The sequence below is a fragment of the Methylobacterium oryzae genome (assembly GCF_021398735.1).
Taxonomy (GTDB): Bacteria; Pseudomonadota; Alphaproteobacteria; order Rhizobiales; family Beijerinckiaceae; genus Methylobacterium.
On record NZ_CP090349.1, the window covers coordinates 4,980,190 to 5,000,974 of the forward strand.

A 20,785-nucleotide genomic window follows, 5' to 3' on the forward strand; every position below is an offset into this window, starting at 1 on the left:
TACCTGCTCTCGCTGTTCGCTCACACCCATGTGACCTGTCGCACGACACAACCACAAAGGGCAAGCTTTGCGCTAGCACAACCGTTGCGCTTCACACGCATTCAAATAGAATTTGAAACGGTATAACAGTGTACACGGCGCGTGCGGGACGCCGAGACGGAGGCCTATGAGCAGCAAGACGCCGCCCCCCAGCGCCCTTCATCATGAGGAGGAATGCTGGGTCTCGACGCTTCGGCAACAGAGAACGGAACGGCTCCTGAGTCGTATCGCGGAAGCGGTGCAGGTGCCGCCCTCTGCGTTCTACAGGCCACCGAACGCCGTCGATGCGGGAGCGTCCGCCGCGGCAATTCCGGTGGCCCCGGTCGCCAGCGACGCTGAGTGCGCGGAGTTGCTGGCCGCTTTCAATTTAGTCCGTGATCCTGAGGATCGACGCAGGCTCCTGGAGCTGATGCAGAAGACGGCCGAGCGCGCCTGAGGCTGAACACCGGCCCTCCGCCCGGTGAGCCGATCGGGACGTCGCGACGTGGAATATGCGACCGCCTCAGAATCCGATCCGATCGGCCGCCTTCCTGAGCGCCGGCGATGGGCTGCCTATCCAGCTGGTGCGGCCGTTCTCATACAGCCGGCCCCACGCGCGCCGCCCGCCCGGCGCGAATATCACCTGAAGTTTATGGTCGAGGCAGTCGTGGACCTTGCACACGTCAGCGAGCAGGTAGGTTTCGCCATCCGCTTTTACTTCTCTGGAAGGTTGGGACGGTCCGTTCGACGTGCGGCTATAGGCCGTCACCCACTTCGGCACTGAAGGACCACTTCTCAGCATCGCGTTGTAGGCGCGCTCGTAGTCGGGTCGGCGCAGCAGATCGAACAGGTAGACATCCGCAGCAGCGGCCGGTCCGACAGCGACGAGACTGAGTACAGCGAAGACTGTGTGCATAAGAATGAGAATAGCTCAGCCGCCGGCGCCGGCAACTGCTGGACCCAAGACATCAGCCTTAGCAATATGGTCCGCGGTATGCGACACCCGTCTGGTTCTTCCAGACCATTATCTCCGGCCCCGCCGACACCGCCGCGCGGGGCTATTGTGCATTCTGCTCTTCAGACGCGCTCTCAGGCTGTTAGGGTCCTGATTGGGGCTGATGCTCGGGTGGGTGGGGATGAGCCCTGCCCGCGAGCCGTATCTGCCCGACGTTTCCGATGAGGAACGGGCGCCGGTCGCGCACGAACTGACGCTGCTGCGCGAGGATGCCGGTCAGCGCGAGCATGCGTTGCGGGAGGTGTTCAGCGCGCTGCGCCACATCGTCAGGACCGGCTGCCTGTGGCGGCTGAGGCCGCACGACCTGCCGCCCTGGTTTGCCGTGTATCGGCAGGCGCAGCGCGGACTATCAGGTGGCTGCTTCGAGCAACGGGCCGAGGATCCGCGCGCGGTGCTGCACCTCGCCGCGGGTCGGGCGCCGGAGCCGACCGCAACCATGCTCGACGGCCGGACCTCGCGCTCCTCGCCCGAGAGCGGCGAACGAGCGGGCTACAATGGGGCCAAGCGCGAGAAGGGCTCGATGCTGCGCATGGCGGTGGAAACCCTCGGCCCTCTCCTGACGCGGCACGTCACTTCAGAATCAACCCTTGGGCGACTCGACGTGTCTCAGTTCCATGAAAAGTATAGTCGCCGGCAACGCGCGTCGTTATATTTCTGTTCACTTCGGTAATTTAATTTCTGCATTGTTTCCGAGTCGAGCTTGATCAATTTCGAGCGCCGTTGTCCATGAGCCCGCCGAAAAAGCGGCGCGTTGAGTCAGAAAGATAGCGATCCATGTCTTCGATCACCCTGTCGGCCGCGACGCGTCAGAACCTGCTCTCGCTGCAGGACACCGCCCAGCTGATGTCGACCACCCAGAACCGGCTCGCGACCGGCAAGACCGTCAACTCCGCCCTCGACAACCCGACCAACTTCTTCACCTCCCAGGCCCTCGACGGACGCTCCTCGAGCCTGAACTCCCTCCTCGACGGCATCTCCAACGGCATCCAGTCGATCCAGGCCGCCAACCAGGGCATCACCTCGATCCAGAAGCTGGTCAGCCAGGCCAAGTCGATCGCCAGCCAGGCGCTCTCGACCCAGCTCTCCACCACCGGCACCGCCGCCAACGCCTACAGCGCCAGCACCGCCTCCTCGACCGTGCTCCTGACCATCAACGGCAGCTCGGTCTCGGCCACGGTCGCCGCCTCCTCGAGCATCAGCGCCACCGTCGCGGCGCTCAACGCCGCGGTCAGCTCGGCCTCGACCGCGTCGAGCGGTGCCTTCGGCGCCGGCGCGATCTTCTCGGCCGACAGCACCGGCACCAAGATCGTCCTGAACGCCCAGGCGGACGTGGAATTCCAGAACTCCGGCAGCCAGACGGCGCTCGGCTTCACCGCCTCGGCCACCACCGCCTCGACCTACGGCACCGCCGCCAGCACCGTGATGTCCAGCGACCTGTCGATCTCGGGCGTGACGCAGCGCGCCTCGCTGGCCAACCAGTACAACAACCTGCTCAACCAGATCACGCAGCTCGCCAGCGACGCCAGCTACAACGGCGTCAACCTCATTGCCGGCAAGGGCAATGACATGAACATCAAGTTCAACGACACCGGCAGCTCGAACCTGAACGTCGCCTCGGTCGACGCGACCTCCAGCGGCCTGGGCCTGTCGTCGATCACCAGCTCGAACAGTTCGTCGAGCCAGAACGGCCTCGGCAACTTCCTGCTGAACGCGGACGTCAACAAGACCTTGTCGACCCTGACCAAAGCCGACGCGACCTTGAATTCCGCGGCGAGCGCGCTGGGCTCGAACCTGTCGGTGGTTCAGAACCGCCAGGACTTCTCCAAGCAGCTGATCAACGTGCTGCAGACGGGCTCGGCCAACCTGACCAACGCCGACCTGAACCAGGAGGCGGCGAACTCGCAGGCGCTGTCGACCCGCCAGTCGATGGGCATCTCGGCCCTGTCGCTGGCCAACTCCGCCCAGCAGGGCGTCCTCCAGCTCCTGCGGTAAACCTCACCCTGAGCGTCTACACCACGCCCGGAGCTCGGCTCCGGGCGAACGCATTCCAAGGTATGGATGGTGGCTCCCGGCTACCGGCGATCGATTGCCGGGCGCCGAAAGCTCGCAGAAGCGAGACGATTACAGCGCTACTGCCCGGAACGTAGGGGAATCGTAGATCTGGAAGCAGCCTGCCGAGTGCAGGGCCAGAGATGCTCCAGTGCCCTATGTTGAGGAACCTCAATTCATTCTGAGCCGATGTCGATGACTGACTGGCGGATGGCTGCTTTCGGGATCAGCCAGACAGCTGTCCACAAAGCGGTATGGGTCGGCACCAGTCCGTTCGGTCCTGGAGCCGGTCGATCCGATCCAGCAGCCGCTCGAGCACGGACAGGGCCGGGAGGATGTCGGTCGGAGCGAGGAGCCGGGCCTGGGCCTCGGCGCGGGCAGCGTTGCCTCAGGTGAGAAACAGAAACAGGGCGCCGGTCGCGCGCAGCGGCTCCGAAGTCAGCCCGGCGACGTCGCCGACGATGAGGTCCGGCAGCTCCGCCGGCGCGATGTCGTCATACAGGTCGTGGACGGTGCAACGCCGCGCGGGGCCGAGGGAACGTGCGAGGCGCCCGGTCCGGATCATCAGAGATCAGCAACAGCCCGCCCAAGGCGGCCTCCGTGCGACGACGGGGCGGTGCAGCGTCCAGCTTCGATTGGCGGCCACAGTCACAGAGTGGGCGGAAACCGCTGCGTCGAGTTGGCGAGCTCCTCTGCCGCGCTCACGAAGCTTCGCAAGGCTTCGATCGTGGCAGCATCCTGCAGCCCAAGCTCATGGAGCGAGAGATCCATATCCTTGATCGGGTGCTCCAACGCGCGGCTCAGTTGGAGCAGCCTTTCGCCGCCGGCCTAGATGTGCGGCGCGCGCGCCGAGATCCTCGCCCCGCGCGTACGCGGCAGCGAGATTTGCGTGCAGCCGGTCGGACTGGTCTGAGCCGTTCGGCCGGGCCGGGACGACGCGGATCTCGGCCGTGGCCACCCTCAGGCGGCGCGCACGGTTGCGAGGAAGCGGGCGACCTCGGCGCCGAGATGCTCGGATTGCCGCGACAGCTCCGAGGCCGCCGACAGGACCTGCGAGGCCGCAGCCCCCGTCTCCTCCGACGCCTGCGCCACGCCGGCGATGTTGCCCGTCACCGCGTGCGTCCCCGCCGAGGCCTGCGCCACGTTGCGGACGATCTCCTGGGTCGCCGCGCCCTGCTCCTCGACGGCGGCCGCGATCGAGGTCGCCACGCTGTCGATCTCCTGGATGCGGCCCGTGATCCCGCCGATCGCCGTCACCGCCTGCGCGGTCACCCCCTGGACCTCGCCGATCTGGCGCGCGATCTCCTCGGTCGCCTTGGCGGTCTGCTCGGCCAGCGCCTTCACCTCGGAGGCCACGACCGCGAAGCCCCGCCCGGCCGCGCCGGCGCGGGCCGCCTCGATGGTGGCGTTGAGCGCCAGCAGGTTGGTCTGGCCGGCGATGCCGGAGATCATCCCGACCATGTCGCCGATCCGCGCGGCGTTCTGGCTGAGCGCCTGGACGAGGTGGGCGGTCTGGTCGGCCTCGCCGACCGCGGCCTGGGCGAGGTGGGCCGAGCCGGTCACCTGCCGGCCGATCTCCTGCACGGAGGAGCCGAGCTCCTCGGCGGCGGCAGCGACCGTGTTGACGTTGGTCGACGCCTCCTCGGCGGCGGCGGCCACGGTGGTCGACTGGGATGCGGTCTCCTGGGCGGTGGCGGTCATCTGCTGGGCGGTGGCCTGGAGTTCGGTGGCCGAGGACGAGACCAGGCCGACGATCCCGCCGACGGCGCGCTCGAAGCCGTCGGCGAGCTCGATCATGGTACGCTTGCGCTCGGCAGCCGCGGCCTCATCGGCGCGGCGTTTCACCTCGGCCTCCTCGGCGGCCTTGCGGGCGACCATGGTCTTGATGCCCTCGACGGCCTGGCCGACGGCCCCGATCTCGTCGCCGCGGGCGGCCTCGCGGATCTCGGCGTCGACCGCGCCCTTGGCCATCCGCTGCAGGACGCCCACGAGGCTGCCCAGCGGGCGGGTGATGCCGAAGATCACGATCAGCGCGGAGAGCGCGACGGCGCTGACGAGGCCAGCCACGGAGGCGCCGATCAGCACGGTTTTAGCCGTGGTGACGGCCTGCTCGGAGTCATCGCGGGCTTGGCGCAGCTCGGCGTTCAGCCGCGTGACGCGACCTTGAACAAAATCCCGCATCTTGGTGCGCGCGGCAGAAGCGTCAGTCAGAAGGACCTTAGCAGCAGCTTCATTGTCATTCTTGAGGCCGAGCGCGTTGGATTTATCCAGAGCAGAGTAGAACTCCTTGAGAATACTCTGGAGAGTTTCGTTGGTGACCTTCCGATCGGGCGTGTCCGCCATCGCGATCAAGGTGTTCGCAGCATCGAGTGACGTCTTTACAGCCGCATCGTACCGCACTTTATAGCCGGCCATCTCCTGCTCGCGGGTTTCGAGAATGAGGTTGCGCGCCTGGATCGCTGCATCGTTGGTGTTGACCTGAACAGCCAAGATCCGTTCGAGGCGGACTGCCTGCGTGTCGACGATCTCGCGCATTTGCCCTGCGAGTAGATTGAGCTCTCCGATGGCGTAATGAACCAGGCCGGCGGCGACTGCGGCCATGATCAGCAGCGGAACAGACGCCTTGATCAGGATACTGGAGTTTCGCAGCATAGAGGCACCACTTTATACTTCTTTAAGTGACACAAAGTAATCTGCATTACTTAAAATAATATTAAAATACATTGATTATGCAGATCATGCAACAGAGATTTCAATATAATATTCGATAATAGAATGATGGAGTAGATTACGAGTGTGCACCTGAATATCGTTATCTGGAGATACGACAACGCAATCAATCGATGCTTAATGGCGAATATCGGTATCCAGGATGCATTCGCGAGACAGGTCACGCTCGATGGCTGGCTGCCTCGGCATCATCATCGGTGTAGCAGATTTGATCGCGGTCACCGCCGCCTTATGGCGCACCGCATGCCTGATCCTTAACATTCAGCGTCGGGGTAAGCTCCAAGACAGCCGACGCCCTCTTAAGCCTCATGGCAGTTGACGTATCTGACCCGTCAACGGTCCGAGGCGTGACGCGATCGCGGCCAGGCGATCGGCGATTGCCGAAAACTTGCAGCTTCATCCCGGCTACCGGGATATCCTCTGGAAGAAGCCCGCACCCGAGGGTCCGACGGTCTCTATAGAGATCCAGAAGACTTGCCCCACGGCAATCGCGTTCCGGGATGTGAGACCGCACTCAATCGATGGAGTCCGACGATCCGTGGAAGGCCGCTTTCAGGAACCGTCAGCTCCGTTCCGGCCGTCTGGGTTGGGTCGCGATTGGCCGTGAGCATAGTCACGCTGACAGGGCCCTGTTCCGAGCAGACAAAATCCGGCGCTGGAGCGCTGTTATGCGACCGGCCGCGGGCGTCGGGAAGGGATCCAGACTCGTCAGGGCGGAAACGCGGTGAGCGATTCTGATGGCCTCGTGACGAGTCGAGCCGCCTGCAAGACGCGGCCTGCTGTGAGGCGCGTCATGCGCTCGACGCCACCCTGCGTTGAATCACGATAAGCGCATTGTCCTAAGCACGCGATTCCGAGTGCCTCGAAGCGCTGTATCGCCCGGATATCAACCACCGATAGCCAGATCAACGCGAGTGCCTTTACCTAAAGTAGTCATTATGAATACATTACATTAATGTGGATTAGATTTCATATGCGCCGCGTCTTTCTAAGACGTATAGACAATTTTCGACCGAAATGTGCGGGAGTAGACAGAGAAATGAATAATGATGCGGCCAACGCATGCAACGTCTCCCTCGATTACAGCGCAATGACGGCGAACCTCGTGGCGGCCTACGTGTCTCACAATCGCGTCGCAGCCTCGGAGATGCCGGCGCTGATCGCGACGGCGGCCGCTGCCCTGACCGGCCTTCAGCCCACCGATCCGTCGACCGCGGATGGAGACAGGAAAGCGACACCGAAGATGGTCCGGGCGTCGATCACACGCGAGGCACTGATCAGCTTCGAGGATGGTAAGCGGTACAAGACGATCAAGCGGCATCTGACCGCCTGTGGTTTGACGCCGGAGACGTACCGGGCGAAGTGGGGCCTGCCGAACGACTACCCGATGGTCGCTCCTGCCTACGCGGCGAAGCGATCCAGGATCGCCAGGAGCTTGGCGCAGGGTCGGTCCCAGCGCGATCCCGGTCCGGAAACTGCAGCCGGATAGCTGGCGCATTCCGAAGCTTCGTGCCCAGTCATGAAGTTCGCAAGATATTCGAAAGGTGATGGCTGGCCAGAGTGGTTCTGCCCCGGTCCGCTTTCAGGGGGCAGAGGCATCGGAGCGGACATCGCCATTCGGCCCGCTGCCGATCCTTAACCGATCTGAAGCCGGTGCGATCCCCTTCCGTGATCGGGCGAATAACCCGGCAGGGCACGCCTGCGGCGACGATATTCGGCGGTATGTTCTTCGTGACGAGGCTGCCCGCCCGGACGATGCCGTGATCGCCTGATCCGTGATCTCGGCGGCCTCGCGCAGTCCGGAGACGGTCGCGGGTCCCTGAGCCAACGAGTCCCGTCAGCTGGTGGGGCAGACGGTGGGGTGGACCGCCAAACGGCGGGAAGCTTGTCCACGATCCAGGCCTGCTGGCGGAAGGGGTGGGATTCGAACCCACGGTGGAGTTGCCCCCACGGCGGTTTTCAAGACCGCTGCCTTAAACCACTCGGCCACCCTTCCTGGCAGCATCCGCGACCTCACGGTTACGGCCGCGGCCGAGGTGGCGTCAACAGCAGAACAACCGGTTGACCTCCCGAACCATTCCGCCTATCTCACCGCCCACGCCCGGAGCCGCTCGATGCGCTGCGGGCTCTGCCCCGCCATCTTCGAAACCGGATGCGCAGGGCTCACGGCTGATTGGGGGATAGTTTAACGGTAGAACGGTGGACTCTGACTCCTCTAGTCCTGGTTCGAATCCAGGTCCCCCAGCCACCGCGCCGGCCCGCCCGATCTCCGATCCGGCGGGTTTTTTCTTGCCCGGAGCCCGGCGCATCCTCCTCTGATCCTCAGCGAGGTGTGGGTCTGGCACGGACCGAACAGCGGTCGGCCGTTGACGCGCCGCGGCGCGGCCGCCTAGATCGGTCCATGCGCCGGTGCCAGCCTCTCACGGTTCGAGGGCGCGCGATCATCGGCTTGGTCGCGCTCTACGCGCTGCTGCTCCAAGCCTTCCTCGGCTTCGCCACCCCGGCACAGGCCTGGGTCGATTCGGACGCGGCGATCTGCGCCGGTCACGCCTCGGGCGACCCCGCCGGCCCGGTGGCGCACGCTCATCCGTGCTGCACGCTCGTGCAGGCCGGCGCGCTGGTCCTGCCGACCGTCGACCCGACCGCGACCGGCTGGCCCGTCGCCGCCGAGACGCGCCGCGCGTGGCGCCCCGAATCCGAGATCCCGACGACCGGCCCGCCGGCCTCGACGGGCACCGCGCGAGGTCCACCCAAGGCCTGACGATCCCGCTCCCGATCGTTCAGGCCCGGACCTCCCATCATGTCGATTGTTCTCCACGGCGACGCCCCCGCGTACGGGGCGGCGGCAACGCGGCGACTGTCCCGCGACGCCGTCTATCGGGCCGTCTGGCGGTGGCACTTCTACGCCGGCCTGCTCTGCCTGCCCTTCCTGATCGGCCTCTCGGCCACCGGCGCGCTCTACCTGTTCAAGGACGAGATCAATGGCAGCCTGTTCGCGTACCGGACCCGGGTCGCGCCGCAGGCGACGGCGCCGATCGGCCCGGACCGGCTGATCTTCAACGCGCTGCAGGCCGTGCCCGACGGCGCGCCCGTCACCTACATCGACCCGGCCGCGCCGGACGCCGCGGCGCGAGTGACGCTCGCTTCCGGCGACCGCCGGATCCACGTCTACCTAAACCCCTATACCGGCGACGTGCTCGACCGCGTCGACCGTGACCGCGAGCTCATGGCGGTGATCCGCGGACTGCACAGCCTCGCCCTGGTCGGGCCCCTCGCGAACGCCGTCATCGAGATCGTCGCCGGTTTCGCGATCGTCCTAGTGTTGACCGGCGCGTATCTCTGGTGGCCCCGCGGCCGCGCGGGCGGCGTCGTCACGGTGCGCGGCGGCCCGCGCCGGCGCGTGTGGTGGCGCGACCTTCACGCCGTCACCGGGTTCGTGGCCGGCGGCGGGCTGCTCTTCCTGGCACTCACGGGCCTGCCCTGGTCGATCTGGTGGGGGCAGGAACTGCGCGCGTGGTCGAACGCCGCCGGCCTCGGGCAACCGGCCGCGCTCTGGGCGAATCGGCCGGTCTCGACGGTGCCGCTGCGCGACCGGCTGGAGGATGCCGGGTGGACCCTGCAGGACGCGCCGGTGCCGCGCTCCGTGCCGGCCGCGGCCGCGAGCGTCGGGATCGACGACGCCGTGGCGATCCTTCGACATCTGGGGATGCCCCCCGGCTTCGAGCTGGCGCTGCCCGTCGGCGCGGACGGCGTCTACGCCGCCGCGATCTACCCGCGCGACGTCACGCGGCAGCGGGTCATCACCCTCGACCAGTATTCCGGCCGGCCGCTGGTGGACGTCCGTTTCACCGATCTCGGACCGGTCGGCCGGGCGATCCAGTACGGGATCGGCATCCACAAGGGCGAGCACTGGGGCCGCGCGAACCAGATGGCGATGCTGGGCTTCTGCCTCGCCACATTCCTGCTCGCCGTCACCGCCGGGACGATGTGGTGGAAGCGGCGCCCGGCCGGCGGCCTCGGCGTGCCGCCCTGGCCGGCGGATCGGCGGGTGGCTGCGACCGTGACCGCGATCATCCTCGGGCTCGGGGCGCTCTTCCCGCTGACCGGGCTCGCCATCGCCGCCATGGTCGGTCTCGACCTCGCCGCGGGCCGACTGCGAAGACGGTGGGCGCGCTGAGCCGGTGCGGGCGGGCGCCGTGCCCGTGCACACGTCTCCGCGCCTGAGACGCGGGCGCCCGGGCCTCCCGGGCGCGGTGCTGATCGCGCTCGCGCTCTGGATCCAGGCGCTCGCGCCGGCCGTCGCGCTCCGGATGGCGCAGGCGGATCGGGGCGCGCTGCCCGGCCAGATCCTGTGCGGGCACGCGCCGGATCAGGCCGGTGACACGGCGGTCGGCCCGGGCGCGCCGGCACCGGGGTCCTGCGCCCTCTGCGGGCTGTGTCGGGCCGGTGCCGTCCCGCCGCTGCTCCCGCACGCGCCCGGCCTCGCGCGCCGCCTGCGCTGGACGGCGGTGGCGTGGCCGATCCCGCCCCCCGTCCGGACCGCGTCGGTCCCCGCCTTCATCGGCCAGCCCCGCGGGCCGCCCCGCTGTGCCTGATCGCCCGTCCTCCGGGCGGCGCCGCCGCTCGCCCCATCGATCAGACGAGACCTCCGATGACCTCCGACTCCCCCGTCCTGCGCGGCGGCGCCCTCGCGCTCCTGCTCGCCGGAAGCCCCCTCCCCGCCCTCGGCCAGACCGCCGTCACCCTCGAGGAACTCTCAGTGGAGGGCGAGGCCGCGCCCGTTGCGGGCCGGCCCGCCGCGCCGGCCTTCGGCGTGGCGGCGCCGCCGGGCTCGGCGCCCGCGGTGATCGAGCACCCGGTCGGCGAGATCGTCACCGGCATCGGCCGCGATGACACGATCGCGAACCGGCCGGCGACCAGCATCGGCTCGGTCCTGGTGAACAGCCCCGGCGTGACCGTGCGGCAGGGGAACGGCGGCCGCGACGTGGTCATCTCGATCCGCGGCAACAACGCCCGCTCCACCGGCGTGATCAAGAACACCGTCGTCCTGGAGGACGGCTTCATCCTCACCCAGCCGGACGGGGCGGCGCGCTTCGACCTCACGGACCCCCGCGCCTACGGCCGGATCGACGTGTTCCGCGGGCCGCAATCGCCGCTCTTCGGCAACTACGCCACCGGGGGCACCATCGCGTTCCGGACACGCACCGGGCGGGAGATCGACGGCTACGAGATCGGGGTGGATGCCGGCAGCTTCGGCTACCTCAGCAACTATTTCACCGTCGGCGGCGTCAGCGGCCCGTTCGAGATCAGTCTGTTCGCCAGCGATGTCCGCGCGAACGGCTACCAAGACCACGCGAGCTACGACACGCAGACCATCAACCTGCTCGCGAGCTACACCCCGACGCCGGACAATCGCTTCACCCTGAAGGTGATCAACAACACCCTCGACGCCAACCTGCCCGCCCGTGCGTCCCTGGCCCAGTACCGGATCAACCCGTACCAGCGCGGCTGCGCCGCGGCCGCGAACGCGGCTCCGGGCTGCACCACCTTCAACCTGTTCCGGAACGGGGCGTTCGGCGCGACCGTGCCGGTGACGGCCGACGAGGGCAGCTTCGGGCGCAACGACCGCCGGACCATCGTGGCCGTCCGCTGGGAGCACGACCTCGACGCGTTCACCACGTGGCGCACGCAGCTCGGCTTCGACGAGCGCAACTTCGACCAGCCGTTCTACACGACCGCGTCGCGGGGCTCCTACCCGTCCTGGAACTTCCTGACCGACCTGACCCGGCAGGGCGACGTGTTCGGCCTGCCGGCGACGGGCTACGTCGCGCTCGCCTACAACACGATCGACAACCACATCACCACCTTCAACCGGGCCCCCTACGTCGGCCCGCGCCTGGGGGCGCTGATCGGCGATCAGACGGCGGTGCAGTCCAATCTCGGCGGCCGGGCGCGGCTGGAGCTGGGGCTGTTGGACCAGTGGACCGGCATCCTCGGCCTGAGCGCCGAGACCACGACGATCACCGGGCGCAACGTCGCCTACGCGCACGCGGCGAGCGGCACGACGCGGACGGTGGCGGACGCGAACCGGTCCTTCCTCAACGTCGCCCCCGAACTGGCCCTGGTCTACCGGCCGGACGCGGCCTGGGCGCTGCGCGGCCGGGTCGCCACCGGCTACACCACGCCGGCCGCCAGCAACCTGTTCATCACCCCGGCCGGGCTGCCCGGCAACAACACGCAGCTCCGGACGCAGGAGAACCTCGGCTTCGATCTCGGCGCCGAGTGGAGCCCGGTGACCGATCTCCGCCTGAGCGTGACCGGGTTCTACGAGTTCTTCCGCAACGAGCTGGTCTCGCAATCGCCGGGGGCCGGCCTCCTCGCCTACACGTTCAACGCGCCGGCCTCGGAGCATCGCGGCATCGAGGCCGGCGCCGACTGGGCCTTCGCGCCCGGCTGGCGCGGAACGCTGGCCTACACGTTCGACGACCAGATCTACACCCGCTACGCCGAGCAGCTCAGCGCCGGCAGCCTGAGCCGGTCCTTCGACCGGGCCGGGAACCGGATCCCCGGGGTTCCGGCCCACCAGATCCTCGCCCGCCTCGGCTACGACGTGCCGAGCGGCCCGCTCGCGGGTCTCGGCGCCTTCGTGGAGACGGTCGTCCAGGGCGATTTCTACCTCGACAACGCCAACCTGCTGAAGGCGCCGGGCTACGCGGTGGTCAACGCCAACCTGCACTACGCCACGGAGCTGACGGGCGGCTACGCGAAGCGGCTGAGCCTGTACGTCGAGGTGCGCAACCTGTTCGACACGACCTACGTCGCCTCCGCGCAGAACCTCGCCAACAGCATCAGCGGCACGACCGGACTCCAGAACGGCGCCGCCGTGCTGGCGACCACCACGGGATCGGTCTTCGCGGGTGCTCCGCGAAACATCGTCGGCGGCATGCGGCTGGCATTTTGATAACCGCGCGGCGGCTCGCGCGTGGTGTCGCAGTCGAGCGTACACTATGCTTCGGCAGTCGATCGCAGGGCGGGGCCTGAGCGCGCGGCGGGGCCGTGGGCGGGGATGTGGCGCGATGGTCCGATGAGGCGGCGAACCGTACTCGCTGGGTTGCCCCTGGCGCTCGCCGGGTGGCCGCGCACCGTGCTGGCGCAGGGTCAGGCCCATGTCGCGGCCCTCTGGCCGTTCGCGGAGGGCGATCCCGAGGGCCGGGTGCTGGCGGAATCGTTTCATGCCGGCCTGCGCGACCACGGTCATCCCGATCAGCGGGTCGACGATCGCTGGACCGGGGCCGACCGCGAGCGCACGCGTCTCCTCGCGACCGAACTCGTGGCCGCACAGCCGCAGGTGATCTTCGCCTACCTCAGCGCGCAGCTCACGGCCGTGGCGGCTCTGACGAAGCAGATCCCGATCGTGTTCGTCGGCGCCTCGAACCCGGTCCGCTTCGGGTACGTGGAGAGTCTCCAGCGCCCGGGCGGCAACATCACCGGCTTCACGCTCTACGAGGCGCCGCTGGGCGGGAAATGGGTGGCGGCCCTCAAGGAGGCTGTTCCGAGCCTCAGGCACGTCACGCTCCTGTCCAATCCGAGCACCGAGATCCGCGGCGAGAACCTCTACGCCGAGCCGTTCCGCGCCACCGCGGCCGCGCTCAGGATCGAGCCGGTGGTGGTGAAGATCGACAAGGCGGCCGAGATCGAGCCGGTGATCGCCGCGCTCGCGCGGCGGGGCGACGGGGGCCTGATCGTCGCCCCCGGCACGTTCAGCGAGGCCAACGGCGACCACATCGTCGCGCTCACCACGAGTCTCCGGGTCCCCGCGGTCTTCGCGATCCGGCGTTTCGCCTATCGGGGCGGCCTGATGTCGTACGGACCGGATCCGGTGGAGACGGTCCGCCGGGCGGCCGCTTATGTCGGCCGCATCCTGCGCGGCGAGAACCCCGCGACCCTGCCGGTCCAGGCGCCGACGAAGTTCGACTTCATCGTGAATCTCAAGACGGCCCGCAGCATGGGCGTGACGATCTCGTCGGCGCTCCTCGCCCAGGCGGACGAGATCGTCGAATGACGGCGCCGCGCCCGACAGCCTCCCCGCCGGCCGCGACAGCGCCGCCGCGCTGGTTCCGCCTGCCGCTCGCGGGGAAGTTCGCGGTGGCCTTCGTGGGCCTGGTCAGCCTCGTGCTGCTCATCAACGGCGCCGTCGACCTGACGCTAAACTACCAGGACGCCAAGCGGACCGCGATCGAGACGCAGCGCACCAAGGCGCGCGCGGCCGCCGAGCGCGTCGACGCCTTCCTGTCCTCGATCGAGGGCCAGATCGGCTGGACGACGCGCGCCGAGTGGCGGCGCGTCTCCCCCGAGCAGCAGCGCTACGACTTCATCCGCCTGCTGCGCCAGGCGCCGGCCATCACGGAGGTGGCGTACCTCGATCCGGCCGGCAAGGAGCAACTGCGCGTCTCCCGGCTGGAGCCGGACGCCGTCGCCAGCGGCAAGGATTTCTCGACCTCGCCGCGCTTCACCCAGGCGCTCGCCCAGAAGACGTGGTTCGGCCCGGTCTATTTCCGGCGCGGCTCCGAGCCGTACATGACCGTCTCGGTGGCCCATGCCGGCCGCGACCCGGGCGTGACCGTCGCGGAAGTCAATCTCAAGCTGATCTGGGACGTCGTCAGCGCGATCAACGTCGGCGAGCACGGCTACGCCTTCGTGACGACGGCGACCGGTCGCCTGATCGCGCACCCGGACCTCAGTCTCGTCCTGCGCGACACCGACCTCTCCGGCCTGCCCGAGGTCGCGGCGGCCCTGCCCGGCTCCCGCATGGCGGGTCAGGACTACGAGATCACGACCGGCCTCGACGGCGGCTGGGTGCTGGCGGCCCACGCCACCATCCCGCGGGTCGACTGGATCGTCTTCGTGCAGGAATCGCTGCGCGACGCCATGGGGCCGGCGCTCGAATCCGTGATCCAGACCACGTCGCTGATGGGTCTCGGCGTCCTGCTGGCGGCGGTGGCGGGCACCTTCCTGGCGCGGCGCATGGTCGTGCCCATCCGCGAGCTCGAGGACGGGGCGGAGCGGTTCGGCGCGGGCGACCTGTCCGAGCGGATCGTGATCCGCACCGGCGACGAGATCGAGACCCTCGCGCACCGGTTCAACACGATGGCGAGCCGGGTCCAGGATTCCTACGAGACGCTCGAGGCCAAGGTCGAGGAGCGGACCCGCGACCTCAACCGGTCGCTCGACGATCTCCAGCGGGCGCAGAGCCGGCTCGTCCAGTCCGAGAAGCTCGCCTCGCTGGGTCAGCTCACCGCCGGCATCGCCCACGAGATCAAGAACCCGCTGAACTTCGTCAACAACTTCGCGTCGCTCTCGAACGAGCTGGTGGACGAGCTGCGGGAGGTGCTCGAACCGACGACCCTCGACCCGGACACGCGCGCGGAGGTCGAGGAGCTCGCCGGCCTGCTCAAGAGCAATCTCGAGAAGGTCGTCCAGCACGGCAAGCGCGCGGACTCGATCGTCAAGAACATGCTGCTGCACTCGCGCACCGGGTCCGGCGAGCATCGCCCGGTCGAGGTCAACGCGCTGGTCGAGGAGAGCCTGAATCTTGCCTATCACGGGGCCCGTGCGGCGAAACCCGGCTTCAACGTGACCCTCGTGCGCGATTACGATCCGGCGGCCGGCCTCGCCGACCTGTACCCTCAGGAGATCACGCGGGTCCTGCTGAACCTGATGTCGAACGGATTCTACGCCACCGAGAAGCGGGCCGCCGATGGCGAACCCGGCTATGCGCCCACGCTCTCGGTCGCCACCCGGGACCGGGGCGACGGCGTCGAGATCCGCGTGCGCGACAACGGCACCGGCATCCCGGACAGCGTCAAGGCCAAGATGTTCGACCCGTTCTTCACCACCAAGCCGGCCGGCGAGGGAACGGGGCTCGGCCTGTCGCTGAGCCACGACATCCTCGTCAAGCAGCACGGCGGAACGGTTGACGTCGCCACGGAACCGGGTGCCTTCACGGAATTCATCATCACCCTGCCGCGGCAGAGTGTTACGCCGGACGCGCCGCCTCGGCCACCGACCTTGGCGGCGACCGAGCCGGCGACCGAGGCGGCGACCGAGACTGAGAGCCAGCCATGAACGTCCTGATCCTCGTCGTCGATGACGAACCCGACGTGACAGACCTGTTCCGGCAGCAGTTTCGCCGCGAGCTGCGCGCCGGACGCTTCGCGATGGCCTTCGCGCACTCGGCCGCGGAGGCCCTGGAGCGGATCAACGGCTCGAACGAGCCGAGCCTGATCCTGATGCTGTCGGACATCAACATGCCCGGGATGACCGGCCTCGAATTGCTGCCCCTGGTGCGCGCGGCCCGCCCCGACGTGCCGGTGATCATGATTACGGCCTACGGCGACGCCGAGACGCGCGAGAAGGTCCGCGCCGCCGGCGCCGTGGGCCTGATCACCAAGCCGATCGACTTCGCCGTTCTGAAGGCCGAGATCGATCGCCGTCTGTCCGCCTTCGCGGGGACCGAATGACGCCCGGTGCGCCGAGCGCCAAGATCCTCGTCGTCGACGACGAGCCGGATCTCGAGGCGCTGATCACCCAGAAGTTCCGCCGCCAGATCCGGCAGGGCCTCGTCACGTTCCTGTTCGCCCACGACGGGCAGGAGGCGCTGGACCGCCTGGCCGAGAGCCGCGACGTCGATCTGGTCGTCTCCGACATCAACATGCCGCGGATGGACGGGCTGACCCTGCTCGCCAAGCTGCAGGAGCTGGCCGAGCGCCCCTCGATCATCATCGTCTCGGCCTACGGCGACATGGCGAACATCCGCACGGCAATGAACCGGGGCGCCTTCGACTTCCTGACGAAGCCGATCGACTTCGCCGACCTCGAGACGACGATCGAGCGGACGCTGCGCCACGTCGAGGACCTGCGCGAGGGGCGGCGGCGGCAATCGCTCGCCGAGCGGGCCCACGCCTCCCTGGCCCGGTACTTCTCGCCGAACCTCGCCGAGCGGCTCGCGGGGGACGCGTCGGGCCTCGAACTCGGCGGCCACCGCCGCGACGTGGCCTCCCTGTTCACCGACATCGCGGGCTTCACCAGCCTGGTGGAGAGCCTCGACCCGGCGCAGCTCGCCGAGATCCTCAACGGCTATTTCGCCGAGATGACCGACGTGGTCTTCGCCCACGAGGGGACGGTGGCCAAGATCGTCGGCGACGCCCTGCACGTCCTGTTCGGCGCGCCGGGGGACCAGCCGGACCACGCGGCGCGGGCGGTGGCCTGCGCCCTCGCCCTGGACGAGGCGGCCGAGGGCTTCCGCAATCGCTGGCGCGAGCGGGGAATCGAGATCGGCGTGACGCGGATCGGCGTTCATGCCGGCCCGGCGATCGTGGGCAATTTCGGCGGCGGCCGCTACTTCGACTACACGGCCTACGGCGACACCATCAACACGGCCGCCCGTCTGGAGAACGCCAACAAGGCCTTCGGCACGCGGATCTGCGTCAGCGACGCCGTCGTGATCCGCGCCGGACAGTTCCGCGGCCGCCCCCTCGGCGACCTCCTCCTGCGCGGCAAGCAGACGGCCCTGCGCGCCTACGAACCCCTGACGGAAGCGGCCTACGGCGACGCGCTGCTCGCCCAGTACCAGGACGCCTACGCCAAGCTCGATACCGGGGAGGCCGGCGCGCTGGCCGCCTTCGCGGCCCTGGTCGGTCTGCGCCCCGACGACGGGGTGGCGGCCTTCCACCTGAAGCGGCTGCTGAACGGCGGCAGCGGCAGTCGGGTCGAGGTCCGCTGAGTCGCGCGCGGCTTCCCCGTCGCCCGCCCCGATAGCCCCGCCTTAAGGCAGCGCCTATTACCGTCCGAGGGCGTGCGATCGGAATCCCTCCCGATCGGCGATGCTCGGAACGGGTTCGGACGGGAGACCGGCGGATGAGACGGCGCGACGTCATCGCGGCCCTCGGCGGCGCGGCCGCGTGGCCGGCCCTCGCCGCCGCGCCGGCGAAGGGTCAGCGTCGCCTGGGGATCCTGCTGGTCTACGGCGAGGCGCATCCCGACAGTCCCGTCATCGTCGAGACGCTGAAGGAGAGCCTGAAGCGGGCCGGCTGGATCTGGGGTGAGAACCTGACGGTCGACCTGCAGTACGGCAACGGCGACGCCGAGCGGATGCGCGTCCAGGCGGAGGAGATCGTCGCGCGCGCGCCCGACGCGGTGCTCGCGCAGGGCGTCGTCGGCGCGACCGCGCTCCAGCGGACGACCACGACGGTTCCGATCGTCTTCATGATGCTTCAGGACCCGGTCGGCGGCGGCTTCGTGACGAACCTGTCGCGGCCCGGCGGGAACCTCACCGGCTTCACCAACTTCGACTTCGTCCTCGTCGGCAAGTGGCTGCAGCTCCTGAAGGAACTCAGCCCCGGCGTGACGCGGGCGCTCGCCCTCATCAACCCCGATTACCGGGCGCGCTTGGCGGGCTACACGGCCGAGATGGCCCGCATCGGCCCAGCACTCGGGATCGACGCCCGGATCGCGGGCGTGCACGACGCGGCCGAGATCGAGGCGGCGATCGCCGGCTTCGCCGGACAACCGGAGGGCGGCCTCATCGCGCTGCCGGACGCGGTGACCGGGGTGTACGGCCAGCTGATCGTCGATCTGGCGGCGACCCACCGCCTGCCGGCCGTGTACGCCTACGCGGCGCCGGTCCACCTCGGCGGCCTCGCCGCCTACACGACCAGCGTCGAGCAGGACGTGCAGCGGGCGGCGGGCTACATCGATCGGATCCTGCGCGGCGCAGTGGTCGGCGACCTGCCGGTGCAGGCGAGCGAGCGCTTCATCACCCTGCTCAACCTGACGACGGCCGCCTCCCTGGGATTGACCATCTCGCCCTCGCTGATGGCGAAGGTGGACGAGCTGGTCGAGTAGCGGCCGCCGGAACCGGTGCCGGTCGTCGCGGCGGCACCGCCGCGACGACCGCGACGGAGCGGATCAGCTGAAAGCCGGCAGGCGTCCGTCGGGCGAGTAGCGGTCGATGGCCGAGGGCAGGTCGCGCGAGAGGCGCGCCAGCAGCTCGCTCTTGCTCAGGCCGGTGCGCTGCTCCAGGGCCGCCAGCGTGTCCGGTCCGATGGCGCGCTCCAGATCCGCGGTCGGGATGTCGCGGTTCGGCCCGTGATTGATCCAGGACTGGGCCGTCTCGGCGTGGCCGCCCTTGGTGAAATGGTCGACCAGCTCGGTCAGGCCCCCGGCGATGAGGCCGCCGACGCCGCCCGCGCTGGCGCCGCCGAGGAGCCGATCCAGGTTCGCCGGGATGGTCGAACCCGTCGCGGGCGGGACCTGCGGCGCCGGCGACCGGGACGCGTCCTTGGCGTGGCCGCCGAGCCACTCGGCGATCCGGTCGCGGTTCTGGTAACCGGCCACGGCCAGCAGGCCCAGCAGGGCGGTCATCGAAGGGTATCCCTTGCTCATCGCGTCGTCCTCTTGAGGCGGGCCCTCGGCCCGGGTGGTACGGCGGTCATCCGCCGCAATGGGTCAGGCCCCGCTCGGGCCCGCGTCGCTCGCGACCGTCCGGCCAGCCAACGCGGACCCGTCCTCCGCGCTCCGGCCGGTCGTGATGGCGCGCTTGACGGTCGAGCGGGCGGCGTCGATGGCGATGGCCGCGGCCGACATGGTCCGCGCCTCGGTCGGTCGCTCGAGGGCGTGCTTGGCGATGTCGCCCGCGAGATCGTCGATCTCCCGGGCGAGGCTCTCGAGACGCGCCGGGTCGGTCGTCTCCTGCGCCTCCTGGCGGATCCTCAGCAGGCGGTCCGTCGCTTCCTCGACGCGCTCCCGGCGCAGGCGCGACAGGCGCTGGCCGATCCAGGCGAGCGCGGAGCCGATACCGCCGCCGAGGAAGGCGAGCAGGTAGATCCAGGTCTCGTAGCGCTCGATGAAGCTCTGCTGCTCGCGCTCGTAATAGTCGACAGCGCCGGGATGGATCGGCAGCCGGGCGCTCGTCGCGCCGACGGTCCCGTCATAGGCGGGCGCCTGAAAATAGTCGGCCGCGGGCGTGACGTTGGCCATGGCGCTGCGCAGCTCGAACAGGTGCTGGGTGACGTCGGCCGCCACCGACCGGGCGAGGTTCGCGCGCGCCATCAGGCGGTACGAGGCGCCGACCGTGTGAACCTCCTCGTCGGGCACCTTGGGGCTGCCGCCGAAGGTCTCGGCCGGCATGGTGACGACCTGCAGCCGCGGTAGACGGGCAACGATCGCCTCGGCGTTCTCGACATCCACGAAGGAGATCTTGCGATCGCGGCTGGCCGCCTGGACGAGGCCGACGATCCGCTGCGCCGTCGGCGCGGTCGGCGCGATGACCGAGATCACCGCGTCGACCCGCTTCCGGGCGAAGGCCGCGCCCAGGTCGCTCTCGGCCATCTCGACCAGGGCGACGTGGCGCGGCGGCAGCGCGCCTGCCGGCTCGGTGGTCACCAGCGTCAGACCGTAATGCTCCAGCATGGCGCGGATGAGCGCCTCGTCGGCGTCCCTGTGGGCCAGGATCGCCAGGCGCTTGCGGTCGAGATCGGGGAAGCGGGCGATCCCGGCGGATTCCGGCGACGCGATGATCATCGCCTGATCGCGCAGGATCGCCAGCGTCAGGCCGTTATCCGGAAGCTCCACATCCGGCCGCACGATCGCCAGATCGGCGCGGCCGTCGCCCAGCGCCTCGGCGCTGTCGCGCACGTCGTCGAAGGGCAGGATCTTGAGGCGGATCTCCTTGTGGCGCTTGGCCAGAGCGTCCGCGTAGGCCTGGATCAGGGCCGGCTCGGTTCCGTCCTTCGGGGCGACAGCGATCGTCAGGACGGTGGCCCGCGACGCCCAGTAGGCCACGCCCGCGCCGACACTCAGCAGGATGGCCAGCATCAGGAAGACGAATTCCTGACGCAGGAAGAGGCTGGCGAAGCGCCGCATCGGCTCTGCTCTCGCGCATCGAGCGGCCAGGCCCGGCACCGTGCCGGGCGA

17 protein-coding genes, 2 tRNA genes and 1 pseudogene are annotated in these 20,785 nt (G+C 68.9%); 14 read left to right on the plus strand and 6 right to left on the minus strand.

The window, feature by feature from the left end:
* Positions 1–166: 166 nt before the first annotated feature.
* The gene (locus LXM90_RS23870; protein ID WP_020091353.1) at positions 167–475 is read left to right on the plus strand and encodes a hypothetical protein; all 309 of its coding nucleotides are present in this window, start codon (positions 167–169) and stop codon (positions 473–475) included.
* 66 nt (positions 476–541) lie between these two features.
* Here the strand turns inward: LXM90_RS23870 and LXM90_RS23875 are convergent, their stop codons facing one another.
* Complete coding sequence (locus LXM90_RS23875; RefSeq protein WP_081636440.1) at positions 542–934, minus strand: Ivy family c-type lysozyme inhibitor; 393 nt, start codon at positions 932–934, stop codon at positions 542–544.
* Between the two features lie 220 nt (positions 935–1,154).
* Between LXM90_RS23875 and LXM90_RS23880 the strand changes: the two are divergent.
* Positions 1,155–1,607 (plus strand): annotated as a pseudogene (locus LXM90_RS23880) (IS5/IS1182 family transposase); the annotation flags it as partial.
* A gap of 200 nt (positions 1,608–1,807) precedes the next feature.
* Positions 1,808–3,025, plus strand: a complete 1,218-nt coding sequence (locus LXM90_RS23885; protein ID WP_234081149.1) for a flagellin — start codon at positions 1,808–1,810, stop codon at positions 3,023–3,025.
* A 445-nt stretch (positions 3,026–3,470) separates the two neighbouring features.
* On the opposite strand, the gene LXM90_RS23890 is transcribed toward LXM90_RS23885, so the two are convergent.
* Both LXM90_RS23890 and LXM90_RS23895 read right to left on the minus strand, forming a co-directional pair.
* Positions 3,471–3,647 carry a hypothetical protein gene (locus LXM90_RS23890; protein WP_020096387.1) on the minus strand — a complete coding sequence of 59 codons (177 nt, stop codon included), beginning with the start codon at positions 3,645–3,647 and terminating at the stop codon, positions 3,471–3,473.
* A gap of 395 nt (positions 3,648–4,042) precedes the next feature.
* Entirely contained in the window at positions 4,043–5,734 is a 1,692-nt protein-coding gene (locus LXM90_RS23895; protein WP_043713604.1) for a methyl-accepting chemotaxis protein, read from the minus strand.
* A gap of 1,117 nt (positions 5,735–6,851) precedes the next feature.
* Between LXM90_RS23895 and LXM90_RS23900 the strand changes: the two genes are divergently transcribed.
* On the plus strand, positions 6,852–7,301 hold the full coding sequence (locus tag LXM90_RS23900; protein ID WP_042669594.1) for a MucR family transcriptional regulator: 450 nt from the start codon (positions 6,852–6,854) through the stop codon (positions 7,299–7,301).
* A gap of 417 nt (positions 7,302–7,718) precedes the next feature.
* Here LXM90_RS23900 and LXM90_RS23905 read toward each other — a convergent pair.
* A tRNA-Ser gene (locus LXM90_RS23905) sits at positions 7,719–7,808 on the minus strand.
* Positions 7,809–7,986: 178 nt separating this feature from the next.
* Here LXM90_RS23905 and LXM90_RS23910 point away from each other — a divergent pair.
* The 10 genes from LXM90_RS23910 to LXM90_RS23955 all read left to right on the plus strand — a co-directional run bounded on the left by LXM90_RS23910 (position 7,987) and on the right by LXM90_RS23955 (position 18,715).
* Positions 7,987–8,060 (plus strand) — tRNA-Gln (locus LXM90_RS23910).
* A 201-nt stretch (positions 8,061–8,261) separates the two neighbouring features.
* Positions 8,262–8,573 (plus strand): hypothetical protein, encoded by a 312-nt coding sequence (locus LXM90_RS23915; protein WP_020096383.1) that lies wholly within the window; start codon positions 8,262–8,264, stop codon positions 8,571–8,573.
* A gap of 39 nt (positions 8,574–8,612) precedes the next feature.
* Positions 8,613–9,989, plus strand: a complete 1,377-nt coding sequence (locus tag LXM90_RS23920; protein ID WP_020096382.1) for a PepSY-associated TM helix domain-containing protein — start codon at positions 8,613–8,615, stop codon at positions 9,987–9,989.
* A gap of 25 nt (positions 9,990–10,014) precedes the next feature.
* On the plus strand, positions 10,015–10,407 hold the full coding sequence (locus LXM90_RS23925) for a DUF2946 family protein (RefSeq protein ID WP_234081150.1): 393 nt from the start codon (positions 10,015–10,017) through the stop codon (positions 10,405–10,407).
* 56 nt (positions 10,408–10,463) lie between these two features.
* Positions 10,464–12,773, plus strand: coding sequence for a TonB-dependent receptor family protein (locus LXM90_RS23930; protein WP_020096380.1), 2,310 nt, complete (start codon positions 10,464–10,466; stop codon positions 12,771–12,773).
* Positions 12,774–12,896: 123 nt separating this feature from the next.
* Positions 12,897–13,874: an ABC transporter substrate-binding protein gene (locus tag LXM90_RS23935; RefSeq protein WP_026605450.1), complete on the plus strand. Its 978-nt coding sequence runs from the start codon at positions 12,897–12,899 to the stop codon at positions 13,872–13,874.
* Positions 13,871–15,937: a sensor histidine kinase gene (locus tag LXM90_RS23940; protein ID WP_042674860.1), complete on the plus strand. Its 2,067-nt coding sequence runs from the start codon at positions 13,871–13,873 to the stop codon at positions 15,935–15,937. The genes LXM90_RS23935 and LXM90_RS23940 overlap by 4 nt, the downstream gene beginning before the upstream one ends.
* Positions 15,934–16,332 (plus strand): response regulator, encoded by a 399-nt coding sequence (locus LXM90_RS23945; protein WP_020096377.1) that lies wholly within the window; start codon positions 15,934–15,936, stop codon positions 16,330–16,332. Before LXM90_RS23940 ends, LXM90_RS23945 begins: the two co-directional genes overlap by 4 nt.
* Positions 16,329–17,594 carry an adenylate/guanylate cyclase domain-containing protein gene (locus tag LXM90_RS23950; protein WP_020096376.1) on the plus strand — a complete coding sequence of 422 codons (1,266 nt, stop codon included), beginning with the start codon at positions 16,329–16,331 and terminating at the stop codon, positions 17,592–17,594. The genes LXM90_RS23945 and LXM90_RS23950 overlap by 4 nt, the downstream gene beginning before the upstream one ends.
* A gap of 134 nt (positions 17,595–17,728) precedes the next feature.
* Positions 17,729–18,715, plus strand: a complete 987-nt coding sequence (locus LXM90_RS23955; RefSeq protein WP_234081151.1) for an ABC transporter substrate-binding protein — start codon at positions 17,729–17,731, stop codon at positions 18,713–18,715.
* Positions 18,716–18,778: 63 nt separating this feature from the next.
* Here LXM90_RS23955 and LXM90_RS23960 read toward each other — a convergent pair whose 3' ends face one another.
* Together LXM90_RS23960 and LXM90_RS23965 are read right to left on the minus strand one after the other, a co-directional pair.
* Positions 18,779–19,255, minus strand: a complete 477-nt coding sequence (locus LXM90_RS23960) for a YidB family protein (RefSeq protein ID WP_026605449.1) — start codon at positions 19,253–19,255, stop codon at positions 18,779–18,781.
* 63 nt (positions 19,256–19,318) lie between these two features.
* Complete coding sequence (locus tag LXM90_RS23965) at positions 19,319–20,734, minus strand: TAXI family TRAP transporter solute-binding subunit (RefSeq protein WP_020096373.1); 1,416 nt, start codon at positions 20,732–20,734, stop codon at positions 19,319–19,321.
* Positions 20,735–20,785: the final 51 nt, after the last annotated feature.

Bases quoted from the DNA above. Each gene is read 5' to 3' on its own strand.
- LXM90_RS23870 (WP_020091353.1), top strand. From the start codon at position 167: ATGAGCAGCAAGACGCCGCCCCCCAGCGCCCTTCATCATGAGGAGGAA.
- LXM90_RS23875 (WP_081636440.1), bottom strand. From the start codon at position 934: ATGCACACAGTCTTCGCTGTACTCAGTCTCGTCGCTGTCGGACCGGCC.
- LXM90_RS23885 (WP_234081149.1), top strand. From the start codon at position 1,808: ATGTCTTCGATCACCCTGTCGGCCGCGACGCGTCAGAACCTGCTCTCG.
- LXM90_RS23890 (WP_020096387.1), bottom strand. From the start codon at position 3,647: ATGATCCGGACCGGGCGCCTCGCACGTTCCCTCGGCCCCGCGCGGCGT.
- LXM90_RS23895 (WP_043713604.1), bottom strand. From the start codon at position 5,734: ATGCTGCGAAACTCCAGTATCCTGATCAAGGCGTCTGTTCCGCTGCTG.
- LXM90_RS23900 (WP_042669594.1), top strand. From the start codon at position 6,852: ATGAATAATGATGCGGCCAACGCATGCAACGTCTCCCTCGATTACAGC.
- LXM90_RS23920 (WP_020096382.1), top strand. From the start codon at position 8,613: ATGTCGATTGTTCTCCACGGCGACGCCCCCGCGTACGGGGCGGCGGCA.
- LXM90_RS23930 (WP_020096380.1), top strand. From the start codon at position 10,464: ATGACCTCCGACTCCCCCGTCCTGCGCGGCGGCGCCCTCGCGCTCCTG.
- LXM90_RS23935 (WP_026605450.1), top strand. From the start codon at position 12,897: ATGAGGCGGCGAACCGTACTCGCTGGGTTGCCCCTGGCGCTCGCCGGG.
- LXM90_RS23940 (WP_042674860.1), top strand. From the start codon at position 13,871: ATGACGGCGCCGCGCCCGACAGCCTCCCCGCCGGCCGCGACAGCGCCG.
- LXM90_RS23945 (WP_020096377.1), top strand. From the start codon at position 15,934: ATGAACGTCCTGATCCTCGTCGTCGATGACGAACCCGACGTGACAGAC.
- LXM90_RS23950 (WP_020096376.1), top strand. From the start codon at position 16,329: ATGACGCCCGGTGCGCCGAGCGCCAAGATCCTCGTCGTCGACGACGAG.
- LXM90_RS23955 (WP_234081151.1), top strand. From the start codon at position 17,729: ATGAGACGGCGCGACGTCATCGCGGCCCTCGGCGGCGCGGCCGCGTGG.
- LXM90_RS23960 (WP_026605449.1), bottom strand. From the start codon at position 19,255: ATGAGCAAGGGATACCCTTCGATGACCGCCCTGCTGGGCCTGCTGGCC.
- LXM90_RS23965 (WP_020096373.1), bottom strand. From the start codon at position 20,734: ATGCGGCGCTTCGCCAGCCTCTTCCTGCGTCAGGAATTCGTCTTCCTG.